General features: G+C 58.7%; 10 protein-coding genes and 2 tRNA genes. 9 read left to right on the forward strand and 3 right to left on the reverse strand.

The window, feature by feature from the left end:
- The first annotated feature begins 63 nt into the window (after positions 1-63).
- The 3 genes from RCI06_RS02885 (at position 64) to RCI06_RS02895 (ending at position 1,598) form a co-directional block, all read left to right on the forward strand.
- Complete coding sequence (locus RCI06_RS02885; protein WP_256151303.1) at positions 64-291, forward strand: HPr family phosphocarrier protein; 228 nt, start codon at positions 64-66, stop codon at positions 289-291.
- A gap of 102 nt (positions 292-393) precedes the next feature.
- Positions 394-1,398, forward strand: a complete 1,005-nt coding sequence (locus RCI06_RS02890) for a pyruvate kinase (protein ID WP_306574079.1) — start codon at positions 394-396, stop codon at positions 1,396-1,398.
- Between the two features lie 124 nt (positions 1,399-1,522).
- A tRNA-Ala gene (locus RCI06_RS02895) sits at positions 1,523-1,598 on the forward strand.
- 112 nt (positions 1,599-1,710) lie between these two features.
- Here the strand turns inward: RCI06_RS02895 and RCI06_RS02900 are convergent.
- Genes RCI06_RS02900 through RCI06_RS02910 form a run of 3 tightly spaced genes read right to left on the reverse strand, consistent with a single transcriptional unit; the run spans position 1,711 to position 3,828 of the window.
- Entirely contained in the window at positions 1,711-2,463 is a 753-nt protein-coding gene (locus RCI06_RS02900) for an EFR1 family ferrodoxin (RefSeq protein WP_306574080.1), read from the reverse strand.
- An 18-nt stretch (positions 2,464-2,481) separates the two neighbouring features.
- Positions 2,482-3,231 carry an EFR1 family ferrodoxin gene (locus RCI06_RS02905; RefSeq protein ID WP_306574082.1) on the reverse strand — a complete coding sequence of 250 codons (750 nt, stop codon included), beginning with the start codon at positions 3,229-3,231 and terminating at the stop codon, positions 2,482-2,484.
- Between the two features lie 18 nt (positions 3,232-3,249).
- Complete coding sequence (locus RCI06_RS02910; protein ID WP_306574085.1) at positions 3,250-3,828, reverse strand: TetR/AcrR family transcriptional regulator; 579 nt, start codon at positions 3,826-3,828, stop codon at positions 3,250-3,252.
- A 205-nt stretch (positions 3,829-4,033) separates the two neighbouring features.
- Between RCI06_RS02910 and RCI06_RS02915 the strand changes: the two genes are divergently transcribed.
- From RCI06_RS02915 to RCI06_RS02940, 6 genes are all read left to right on the forward strand, one after another.
- The gene (locus RCI06_RS02915; protein WP_306574087.1) at positions 4,034-6,148 is read left to right on the forward strand and encodes an NAD(P)/FAD-dependent oxidoreductase; all 2,115 of its coding nucleotides are present in this window, start codon (positions 4,034-4,036) and stop codon (positions 6,146-6,148) included.
- Positions 6,149-6,181: 33 nt separating this feature from the next.
- The gene (locus RCI06_RS02920) at positions 6,182-6,952 is read left to right on the forward strand and encodes a nitroreductase family protein (protein ID WP_306574089.1); all 771 of its coding nucleotides are present in this window, start codon (positions 6,182-6,184) and stop codon (positions 6,950-6,952) included.
- Positions 6,953-7,106: 154 nt separating this feature from the next.
- Positions 7,107-7,174: transfer RNA gene (locus tag RCI06_RS02925), tRNA-Ala, on the forward strand.
- 448 nt (positions 7,175-7,622) lie between these two features.
- Positions 7,623-9,086 carry a GntR family transcriptional regulator gene (locus tag RCI06_RS02930; RefSeq protein WP_373690838.1) on the forward strand — a complete coding sequence of 488 codons (1,464 nt, stop codon included), beginning with the start codon at positions 7,623-7,625 and terminating at the stop codon, positions 9,084-9,086.
- A 93-nt stretch (positions 9,087-9,179) separates the two neighbouring features.
- Positions 9,180-11,705 (forward strand): M13-type metalloendopeptidase, encoded by a 2,526-nt coding sequence (locus RCI06_RS02935; RefSeq protein WP_306574093.1) that lies wholly within the window; start codon positions 9,180-9,182, stop codon positions 11,703-11,705.
- 84 nt (positions 11,706-11,789) lie between these two features.
- Entirely contained in the window at positions 11,790-12,476 is a 687-nt protein-coding gene (locus RCI06_RS02940) for a response regulator transcription factor (protein ID WP_306574094.1), read from the forward strand.
- The last annotated feature ends 8 nt before the right edge of the window (positions 12,477-12,484 follow it).

Genomic DNA, 12,484 nt, shown 5'->3' on the forward strand with positions numbered 1-12,484 from the left:
AGGTGACAAACCGGGGGCGCGGGTGTTACAATAGAGGTAACCAAACAGGAAGGGGTGTCAGTTATGAAAAAATTTACCATCCGCTTAAAGGAGATCAACGACGTCAAGGAGTTTGTCAACACCGTATCCAGATTCGAGGAGGACGTGGACCTCGTCTCCGGCCGCTATACCATCGATGCGAAATCGATCATGGGCATCTTCAGCATCGATTTGGCCAAGCCGATCGAAGTAATCGTCCACGGCGACAACGAAGCCCGTTACGCCGAGGCGCTCAAGGCCTATATCATCTGAATCAGGCGGTATCCTGAGGGCGCGCCCCGCTTTGGGGCGCGCCCTTGTTGCATTGCGCCGGCCGATCGGGTACAATGGACGGAGGAAAGAGAGGCGTTTGTGATGGAAAAGCCCGCGCGGCTGGAATATTTCGGGACGCTCGGCCCCGCCTGCGCCGACCCCGACATTCTGACGGAGCTCTTCGAGGCGGGGATGACGGGGGTGCGGCTCAACCTGTCGCATACCTCGCTTGACCGGTGCGGCGGCTGGCTTCGCAGCCTGCGGGAGGCCTCCTCCCGCGCGGGTGCGCGCCCCGAGCTGCTCATCGACCTGCGCGGCCCCGAGCTGCGGATCGGGGAGCTGGCCGTCCCCGTGCGGCTAGCGCGGGGGGAGAGGGCCGTGCTCGGCGAAGGCGGCCTGCCGGTCCCCGGGCTGATCTTCTCCGCGCTGCGCCCGGGGCAGGAGATCCTGCTCGACGACGGCGCGCTTCTCCTGCGCGCCCTGCGCTGCGATGAAAAAAGCGCGGACTGTGAGGTGCTGCGCGGCGGAACTCTGCAATCCCGCAAAAGCATCGCCCTGCCCGGGGCGGCGCTGCATCCGCCGACCTTGCAGGAGAGCGACCGCGAAAACCTCGCGCGCATCGGGGAATGCGGCGTGACCGGCGTGATGCTCCCCTTTGTGCGGGGCGCGGACGACCTGACCGCCCTGCGGGACGCGCTATCGGCGGCGGGGGCGGAGGGCACGCGCGTCTTTGCCAAGCTCGAAAACCGGGAGGGCCTCGCAATGCTGCCGGAGCTTTTGCCCCACGCGGATCACATTGTGATCGCGCGCGGCGACCTCGGCAACGATCTGCCCCTCTGGGAGCTGCCCGCGGCGCAGAAATCCGCGGCGGAAACCTGCCGCGCGGCGGGAAAACCGTTCATGGTGGTCACCCAGCTGCTCCATTCGATGCACCACAGCGCGGTGCCCACCCGCGCCGAGGTGTGTGATATCTTCAATGCCGTGCTCGACGGCGCGTCCTCCCTCATGCTGACGGGGGAGACGGCGGTGGGGGAGCACCCCGCCGCGGCGATGCGCGTTTTGGTAAAGACCGGGGAAGAGGCGCTGCGCTGGCGCGCGGCGCATTGAGCGGACTGTCCGTTCGACCGGACGCGTCAAAATTTCCTCCGTAATTGGGAATTTTATATTGACAAGCCCCCCATTGGATGCTATAATAAATCTCGCGGTCTGAATTAGGACCGCCGCAAAAATTGGGGGCGTAGCTCAGCTGGGAGAGCGTACGGTTCGCATCCGTAAGGTCGAGAGTTCGATCCTCTTCGTCTCCACCAAAAAAACAACTGCTATCGAATCAGATAGCAGTTGTTTTTTTGCCTGTGAGACAAATTTCTCGTGCGCGTGCCGTCATCGAATATAAGCGGATTCTGGACGGCAAACGCCGCCTTATTCCTCCATCATGTAGTAACGCCGTTTCCCCTTGGAAATGAACTTATACTCAATTGCCTCGGTGGGACAGCCGCAGATGCAGGCCATGCAGTGGGTGCAGTTCCCCTTCCAGACAGGCTTCCCATCCACCATGTCGATGTTGTTTAGTGGACATCGCTTCGCGCACTTGCCGCAGGAGACGCAGGCGTCCGAGACTGTAAAACCCTTGTCTTTGATATAAAACCGATAATAGAGCGGATTGAACGGCCCGCTGATAAAGCGGCCCCCCAAAGAAACCGGTGTCTTGGTGAACGGCCCACCCCGCTCGATCTGCCGGGCAAGTCCGGAAAGAACCGGTTTCGCCCGGGCGATCATGGCTGCGCATTCGCTCTCACTGGGCGCTGCGGACAGGGCAATATAGTTCTCCGGCATCTGTACCGATGCAAGCCCCCGGTAAGTCAATCCGGTTTCCCCGCACAGCTTCGCGGCGTAGGCCGCCGCGTTCCCCTCGGTGCCGCCGCCGCGGGTCAGGACAAAATAGGCGTCCCGGCTGCCTTCAAATTTCATCTCCCGAATCCACTGCTCCACCACCTTCGGCACACGCCAGGCATAGATCGGTGCGACAAATACCAGCGGACGTTCCGAATGGAACGTCTTTTTTTCTCCCTTTTTCAAGCAGTCATTGATAAAAACCAGTTCATCGCCCAGCTCCGCCGCGATTTGTTTCGCCGCAAGCTGGCTGTTGCCGGTGCCGCTGAAATAAAAGACCATTGATCATGTACCTCCGCGTCAATCTTTCATGATGTAATATCTGCGGTTACCCTTGGAAGCGGATTTATACTCGATTGCCTCGGTGGGACAGCCGCCGATACAAGCCATGCAATGAGTGCAGTTTCCGTTCCAAACCGGCTTTCCGTCCGAAATGCGGATATTGTTCAGCGGGCACCGCTGGGCGCATTTGCCGCAGGAAACGCAGGCTTCCGACGCGGCAAAGCCCTTGTCATGGACAAAAAGGGCGTAAAACAGCCCGTTGACCGGCCCGCTGTTCATCCGGTCCTTGAACGAGATGGCGGCTTCGGGAAACGGTTCCCCCTTTTGTATCAGCGCGGCCAATGATACTATGCGCTCCCCGGCTTTTTCCAGGATCGCCGCGCATTCCGCCTTATCCGGCGTGTTGGAAAGTGCCACATAGTTATTCGGCATGGCGACCAGCGCCAGACCCGAGAAGCGCAGTCCCTTTTCCCCACAGAGCTTCTTTGCGTAGGCGGCGGCGTTGCCCACGCTCCCGCCGCAGGTCAGGACAATATAGATGTTTCGATTTCCCTCAAACTCCGTCTCACGAATCCACCGCTCCACCACCTTTGGCATCTGCCAGGCATAGGTGGGAGCCACGACCACCAGTGGGCGTTCCGAATGGAACGCCTCTTTTTCGCCTCTTTTGAGGCAAGCATTGATGGAGACAAGCTCATCTCCGAGCAGTTCCGCAATTTGCTTTGCCGCCCGCTGGCTGTTGCCGGTACCGCTGAAATAAAAAACCATTCCCATACACTCCTTCTCTTATTCAGGTTCGATCCCGCTGACCATCTGCTTCAGATATTCTTTCGCCTGCTCCTTGGAGCACTCCTTTTTGTCCAGGTATTTCCACTCCAAAATAATCAGGATCACCTGGCTGTACAGGTTCGCCGCCATCTCCTGGGGCACCTGAAAGCGGTGGGATTCCGCCTTCTCCTGAAAAGCCGCCGCCATATTGGAGAACAGGTAAAACCGGACCTGATTGATGAGATACAGGTTGGGCGGGTTAGTCTTTAAGATCGCCCCCACCGTCTCAATGTTCTGATCTAAAAAATCGAAGCAGTTCTCCATCAACACATTCATCCGATCCACGCAACTCCCTGTGTCCCGGCAGCCGCTGTCCAACCGGTCGCGTGCGGTCTTGAAGCAGTATTCCAGAAGGTCGTATTTGTCGTCAAAATAATTATAGAAGGTAGCCCGGGGCAGCATGGCCTTTTCACACAGCTCTCCCACGGCGATCTCCTCAAAAGATTTTTCAGAGAGCAGAGAAAGCAGCGATTGCTGGAGAGAATAAAGGGTGCGGCTTGCTCCAATGGTCAGTTTTTTCGTCAAGTCATATTTCAAATTTTGCAGCTCCTTTGACAAATTTTTGATTTTGTCTAAAATTCTACGTCCGTTTGATTCTGTCGCTTGCCTTTCCATAAAGATTATTATAGACTAAAGACGAAATCCAGACAAGTGCAAAAATATGAACATTTGAAATTATAAGTGTCTGGATGCGGAAATGGTCTGTTCCGCCAAAGTTACAAATCAAAGCGAGGTTTCAAATATGGAATATCCCAATTTGTTTACACCCGGGAGGATCGGCCCGGTGACGGTCAAAAACCGGCTGGTCATGACCGCCATGTGTGTCGGGCTCGCCCACCACGACGGCGCGGTCAGCGACGCGCTCGCCGCCTATTACGAGGAGCGGGCCGCCGGAGGCGTGGGGCTCATGATCACCGAATGCACCCGCGTGAACGAGACGGACGCCGTGGCTTACCCCAGCATGCTGTCCATGTCCCACGACCGGTATATCGAGCCGCTCCACAAAGCGGCGGAACGGGTGCACGCCCATGGAGCCAAGCTGTTTATGCAGCTCTACCACCCCGGACGGCAAAATGTGGTGCTCTTTCCGACCATCTGGCGGTTTAACGAACGGATGGCGCGGATCTTCCCGTCCTATTGGGATTGGTATTTCAAGATGGCTGGCAGGTTCGACGCCTCCATGATCGACGATCCCAAAACCGCGAAGCGGATGGAAAAGTTCATGAAGCCGCTTCTGGCCCCCAGCGACGTCCCCTGCGGACTGGGGGACAACCCCATCCGCAATCAGAAAACCGTCCCCATGACCATCGCGCAGATCAAAACCCTGATCGGCCAATTTGTCGCCGCCGCGGGGCGGGTGAAAAAGGCCGGGGCGGACGGAGTGGAGCTCCATGCAGCCCACGGCTATCTGCTCCAGCAGTTTTTAAGCCCCTACACCAACCGCCGGGAGGACGATTACGGCGGCTCGCTGGAAAACCGGATGCGGCTTCTAAAGGAGATCATCGAGGGCGTCAAGGCCGAATGCGGACCGGATTTTCCCATCAGTGTGCGCCTCTCGGTGGAAGAATTTTACGACACGATCGGTTATCCCGGCCAGGGCATCCTCTTGGAGGAGGGCGTGGAGATGGCAAAGCGGCTGGAACGCTTCGGCGTCGATGCGCTCAACATCAGCAGCGGCAACTACGACACGGCGCAGACTTCCTGCGAGCCCATCAGTTTCCCCCCAGGCTGGCGCAAGTATCTGGCGAAAGCGGTCAAGGAGCAGGTCAGAATCCCCGTCATTGCGGCCAACCTGATCCGCACACCGGAGCAGGCTGAGGCGCAGCTCAATGAGGGGACGCAGGATTTCATCGCCATGGGCCGTTCCTATCTGTCCGACCCCGAATGGGCCAAAAAAGCAATGGAGGGACGGAGCGGGGAGATCAACCGCTGTATCTGCTGCCTGCGCTGTATGGAGTCTTTTCAGGAGAACATCATGAACGGCAAGCCGGTGGAGTGTGCGGTCAATCCCCGTGCCTGCCGGGAGAGCAAGTTCCCCCGCACCGCGCCGAAGGATGGGTGGCAGCGGCCGGTCGTAGTGGTGGGCGCCGGCCCGGCGGGACTCACCGCGGCCAACGAGCTGGCGGCGCGGGACTTCAAGGTGACCGTGCTGGAACAGGGCGGCGCCCCTGGCGGACAGCTCATCCTGGCGGCGGCCCCACCGCTCAAAGAGAAAATGGACTGGTTCATCCAGTATTTGACCCATCAGGCCCTCCAGCAGGGCGTGGACATCCGATACAACACCAGGGCTGCCAAAGAGGTCATAGAAAGTTTTCGCCCCTACGCGGTGTTCCTCGCCACCGGCGCGGAAGCGGCAGCGCCGCGGATTCCCGGCTCCGATTCGGACACGGTGACCACGGTCACGCCGATTTTGACAGGCGAAAGGACCTACGCCGGAAAGGAGGTTGCCGTCATCGGTTCCGGCATGACCGGGCTTGAAACGGCGGAGCTTCTGATGGGGCAGGGGAACACCGTTACCATCATCGAGATGGCGGACCAGATCGCCCCCGGCGCTTACCCCATCAACGCCTCCGACGTGATCGGGCGGCTGGAAAAGGGCGGCGTGCGGTTCCTGCCGGGCCGGAGGCTGGAGCGCATCGGCGACGGGATGCTTTATCTGAGGCGCAAGGACGGCGTGCTGGAAGAAATCCGGGCCGACGCCACAGTGCTGGCCATCGGTGTGCGTAGCAATAGCGCCTTGGAGAAAGAATGCACCGGGCACTTCGAGCGGCTTTATTCCATCGGCGACGCGGTCACGCCCGGACGCATCGGTAACGCCACCCGCAGCGCCTTCACGTCGGCGCGCGCGTTGCAGTGACCCCATTTACACGGATTGAAGGAGCCAAACAGTATGAGAGAGCACACAATTGAAATCAGCCATGACAAATGTATCGGATGCAGGATGTGTGTGCGGGATTGCCCCGCCTACAACCTTGAGCTGAAGGATAAAAAAGCGGTGGTAAGGTCGCAAAGCTGCCTGATGTGCGGGCATTGCGTCGCCATATGTCCCAAAGCCGCCGTTTCCATCACAGGCTTTGATGAGCCGCCAATCGAAATAGAGAAACCGGTGGCTTTGGACCCGCATCAGCTTCTGGAGGCCATCCGCACCAGGAGAAGCATCCGGCAGTACAAAGAGAAGCCCGTCGCCCCGGAGGTCCTTGCGCAGATCATCGAGGCCGGCCGTCTGACGCCAAGCGGCGGCAACGCGCAGAATGTCTCCTACATTGTGCTTCAGAAGGAAATCCGCCGTTATGAGCAGATCGCGGTGCGGTTTGCGAAAAGGCTGCTGCCTGTGGTGAAGCTGATGAGCACGACCGCGCGAAACGCCGTCATCGACGACCATTTTTTCTTCAAGAACGCACCGGTTGCCATTGTTGTGGTTTCAAAGGATGAGATCAACGCTTCGTTGGCCGCCTCCAATATGGAGCTGATGGCCGAGGCCCTTGGCTTGGGCGTCCTGTACAGCGGCTTTTTTGCCCGGATTGTAAACACTTTCCCCACCCTTCGCCGCCAGCTGCATCTGACCCATGCGAAAGCGGTGACCACGCTGGTATTGGGATATCCGAACGTTCACTATCGCCGCACCGCGCAGAAGGACCCGGCGGATATGTATTATCTGTAACGCGGGAGTCCATTTGGGACGAAATTGATACGGCGTACCATGGCATGGATGCCGGATGTCGGTGTAAGTCGCGGTAACCCTTTGGAACTGTACAGCGTTTATCAATACACTGTAGATAGGTACACGGATTTTCGGGGAAAAGGGCCCGCTTTGCGGACCGCTCGGGAGAGCGTACGGTTCGCATCCGTAAGGTCGAGAGTTCGATCCTCTTCGTCTCCACCAATAAAACAACTGCCATCGAATCAGATAGCAGTTGTTTTTTTGCCTGCGGAATAAGCACGCCGAGCCGTCAGAGTGCTCGACTCAGCGATTCAAGATATCCCGGTGAATCACTTCCATGTTGAACCCCTGCGTTTGCGTCCGAACCCTCCTCAATGCTGCGAGCCTCCCCGTCTCCCGCGTCTGCGGCCGTCCACGGTTGTTTCAGTGTCATAACATATTCTTTATCACGAATCCAGGTTTGTGCTTGGCTCGATAGACCAAAACTTTTGGTGAACGGGTGCTCGGTGAGCAGTTTGACTTTCGAGGTCCGTCCTTTTTGATTGCCGCCAAATCGCGCATGACCGTGCCTATATAGCAAGTGAACCAAACGATAGCAATGCTTTATAGAAATTAAAGGGTGGAAATGTTATAATTATTATAATGTGAAATACGGCAAGGAGATGTCATGGTGGGAAGCGAACTGGAACTGCATCAGGTCATATACGCATATCTGCTTGCCCAAATTCAGTTTGGATATTATCGCTGTGGGGAGAGCCTTCCCAGGATGGAGGAGTTGTGCCGGCAGTCTCATATTTCAATCGATACCGTTGCCCAGGCATATCACCGTCTGCGCCGCGAGGGAGTTATCTCACTGACCCAAAAAGCCGGGGCCAAGGTGTCTGTCTCCTATTCTCAGGAGGAGATCGACGGGCATGTACGGCACTATTTCGCACAGCGTGAAGCCGCACTTCGCGACCTGAGCTGGTCTATTTGGCCGCTGTTCGGCTGGGCTTTGTGGCTGTCCCTGAAGCACTCGCCGCCGGAGGCTGCGGAGCGGATGGTGCATCTGACCCGTGATGAGGAGAGGCCACCCACCGTCATTTGGCATTACCTGGAGCAGCAGTACGGCGCGCTGGGAAACGAACTGCTGATGCGGTTGATGCGATACCTCTACCTCTTTTTCCAAGGGCCGTTCTACAGTGTAAAGGAGAACACGCCCTATTTTGAAAAGGGTCTGTTTTGGCAGCAAAACGTGGCGGTCCTCAGCCGCAACGGAAACTGGGCCACGCTGAGAGACGTTCTGAAGACCGCACAGGACGACCTCGCGCACGCGTTGTCCCGATTTTATGAAGATCGGATCGCAGAACCAGTTCCGCAGATCGGCTTTTGCTGGAACGCCTATAAAAAGTCTGCCCAACTTCGGTATTCCCTGGCCGTCGAGCTTCTGACCGACATCAGTCGTGGGATCTATCCAGTGGGCAGTTTCCTCCCGCCGGCCCACCGGCTCGCCGTCGAAAAGGGAGTTTCCATCAGTACGGTCCGCCGGACACTCAGCCTGCTGGGCGGCATCGGAGCGGTGAAATCGTTCAAATCCCGCGGCGCTCAGGTCCTATCCCCCATGGAGAGTACGGAGAATGCCGACCTCACACAGCCGGATATCCAGAATCGGCTGCTGGATATGGCCAAATGCTTACAAATATACGCCCTGTCCGCCCGGGCCGTGTCTGAACTCACTCTGGCTTCTCTGGACTGCGGCGGGCTCCGCCTGTGGAAGGAACGCCTGCTGGAGCTCCGGGACAGCCGGCGCCTTGAATTAATGACCTATGTGTCCATGGGACTGATCTCTGAGCACACCCCCAGCCAGACGATTCGGACCATCTATTCTGAACTCTTGCGGCTTCTCTTCTGGGGGCATCCGCTGCGTGGATTGAGGGGGACCCCCGAAACAATAAACCGTGTCGCCGCACCGTTCCTGAACCGGATGCTCCAGGCATTGGACGAACGGGATGTCTTCGGCTTTTCCACCGTGCTGGAAGAACTGGTGGTTCGTGAGTTGTGCATTACGGTTAATCAACTGGTGCAGTTAGGGATCCGAGGCGCGGAAAATATCCTGATCCCCGTGAAAGGAGAATTCTGGGAAATGGAGAAATAAAGTGATCCTAACGAAAATCTAACAAAGAGTATGATATCCTTTCCACAGTATCCCGCGCTGCCAAGGCATTGCGGAAGTGGAAAGGATTTTTTTATGAAGACAACTCTTTATGCGAAACTGATGGCGGCGTCGCTTAGTTTGCTCCTGGCGCTGACCGCATGCATGGGTCCATCCCCCAATAAAAACACCTCCAGCACCACGCCCACTCCCATCGAGACCGTCACAAAGCCGATGACCGTTGGCGCGCTTGCCGACTATTTCATCCAGGCCGCGGACGACTACCATCCCGGCGCCGATCGCGTCGGGGTGCTGGAGGGCTTTGACGAGGCGGAGCAGGCCACCTGGCTCCAGATGTTTGTCATAGCCAGCCGGGCGTTCGGCCAGTTGCCCGCTCCCACAGGCAACGGTAAAAACACCGCACCGCCCCCCGTCGATCTGACCGACGCGCCCGAGTGGGCCTGGAGTGCGCTGCGTAACCTGTCCAATGGGGGCGTGCTGGCCGCCTCCGACCTGGGCCTGCCCGAGCTGGAGACTGCGCCCGAGACCACGGACCAGGACGCTCCTACCTCCGATGGCGAGGGGATGCCTGCCCCGGAGACCGACATGACGGACAATATGGAGAGCGACCCCGCCAAGCTCGCCGACACCAAAGACGCTTCCTCCGGCGAGGACGGCAATGACAAGATGAACGCACTCGTAACCCGCAAGGACGCGGAAATCGTGGCCCAGCGGTTTTTCCAGGTCTTCGGCACCAATCTCAAGGACAACTTCTACGCCGCCGTCAACAAGGGTGAGCTGGACGCTCTGGAGCTCCCTGGCGACGGTTCCACCATGGGCGGCTCCAGCACCGTGGTGGCCAACACCGACAAGCAGCTCCACGACCTGATTCTGGAGATCGTCCACAGCGGCGAGGACTACCCCCAGGGCAGTGCCCGGCAGAAAATCCGGGACCTCTACCAGAGTGTTCTGGCGCTGGAGGAACGCAACGCCGCGGGCGTAGAGCCCCTGCGGAAGTATCTGGACGCAGTAGACGCGGCCCAAAATTTCTCTGAGCTCAACGCGGCCATCGCCCTGGCGGTCAAGGAACTGGGCAACTTCGGCAACGGCATTTTCCCCATGGTGGCCGTCACCGACACCCAGGACAGCAGCAAAAAGGTCATGCAGCTCATGACCATGTACCCCATGTTTACTCCCGGGGACTATGCCGACCCGGAAAACGGGATGGTGAAGGAATACCGGGAGGGCATGATCTCCCAGCTCATGGCGGCAGGCGAAGGCCGGCCCGAGGCGGAACGGCTGGCTGACGGCATCCTCCGTATGGAGAAGGCCCTGGCGGAAAACGCCTCCAGCGCCGAGGAGATGGGCAGCCTCCAGAGCCAGTCCAACCGCTACACCCCCACGTCTCTGGACGAGCTGATGCCCCAGGCCAAGCCCTCCGAGCTGCTTGTCGCCATCGGACTCAAGGCCGACGCCCGGATGCAGGTCTTCGACGACAAGCAGTTCGCAGCCTACGCCACATGGTTTACCGAAGAGAACCTGGAGCTATTCAAGGCGATGCAGAAGAGCGCCCTGATTTCCGGCTTCAGCCGGTACCTGAGCCAGGAGCTGGCGGAGAAGTTTGGTTATGAAACAGGCGCCCCCGAGGAGGCCGCCAACGAGGCTGTGCAGTCCTTCCTCTCTGAGGAACTGGGCCAGCTTTACGTGGAGCGCTACTTCCCCGCCGAGTCCAAGGCCGAGGTGGAGAAGATGGTGCGGATGATGATTGAAGCCTTTAAGACCCGCATCAGCCGGCTGGATTGGATGGAGGAATCCACTAAGCAGGAGGCCATGAAGAAGCTGGACAACATCACGGTCCTGATCGGCTACCCCGACCAGTGGGATTTTAACAATGCCGATATCAAGAGCGTTGCCGACGGCGGCAGCTACTTTGCCAATGTGTCCGCCTCTGAGGCGGACAAGTGGCAGAAAGCCGTTCAGGGCCTGGACGAGCCGGTGAATCCCCGGCGTTTCCCTATGGCGGCCTTCACCGTCAACGCCGCAGCCAGCCGGAACACCAACACCCTCATTTTCCCCGCGGGCATCCTCCAAGCTCCTTTCTATGATAAGAATGCCTCCTTTGAGGCCAACCTGGGGGCCATCGGCAGCACCATCGCCCACGAGATTACCCATATGTTTGACGATGGCGGCGCCCAGTACGACGCCACCGGCACCGTGCGCAACTGGTGGGCGGACAGCGATTACACCCACTTCCAAACGCTGTGCAAAAAGGCGGAGCATTTCTACGACGGTTATGAGGCCGCCCCCGGCATCCCCGCCAATGGCAAGGAGACCCTGAGCGAGAACATTTCTGACATCGGCGGCGTTGCCTGCGGCCTGGAGGTTCTCTCCACCATGGAAAACCCCGACTACGACGCCTTCTTCCGCAGCTTCGCCCGCCAATGGCTGCGCGCGGGCAGCTATGAGACGCTGGCCGGGCTGGCCCAGTCGGATGTGCACGCCCCCAATATCCTGCGCACCAACCGGGTGCTCTCCAACTTCCAGGAGTTTTTCGACACCTACGGCATCCAGCCGGGCGACGGGATGTATGTCGCCCCTGAGGATCGCATCGTGATCTGGTAATACTAATTGGCGGAGGCGTTGGAAGCGCCTCCGCCATTGACAAGCCTGGAAAAGTCCAGTGCGCTGGAAAAAGGGAGTGGAGCCATGAAACTGCTTTTGGTGGAGGATGAAGCCCTGCTGTCGAAGAATATCGCCAAGGGACTGCGCCTGCTGGGGTACGCGGTGGACTGCGCCTTTGACGGCGAGGAGGCTCTGGAACTTTACAGCCTAAACGACTATGACCTGATGATTCTGGATTTGAACCTGCCCAAATTGGACGGCATGGAGGTGTTGCAGCGCATCCGGGAACAGGACGCCGACTTTCGCATCCTCATCCTCTCCGCCCGGGACACGCTGGAGGACAAAATCAGCGGCTTGGATGGGGGGAGCAACGACTACCTGACCAAGCCCTTCGAGTTCAAGGAATTGGAGGCCCGCATCCGTGGGCTGCTGCGCCGGAGCTTCACCACCGCCGATCCCCAACTGCGCTGCGGGCGCCTGCGGGTGGACACGGCGTCCCGGCGAGTCTGGTGCGGCCAATCGCCGGTGGAACTGACCCGCAAGGAGTACGCGCTGCTGGAATACCTGCTGACAAACGCCAGGCGGGTGATCGGCGCGGAAGAGCTGATCGAGCACGCCTGGGACAGCGAGGCCGACCCCTTTTCCAATGCCTTCCGCTTCCACATCCACTCGCTGCGCAAAAAGCTGGACGAGGCGGGGGCCAGAGACTATATCATCACCCAGCGGGGCCAAGGCTACCGCATCCAAAACCCGGAGGAGGCTTCATCTTGAAAACATGG

This window comes from Anaerotruncus massiliensis (ex Togo et al. 2026), from assembly GCF_030825285.1.
GTDB lineage: Bacteria > Bacillota > Clostridia > Oscillospirales > Ruminococcaceae > Anaerotruncus > Anaerotruncus massiliensis.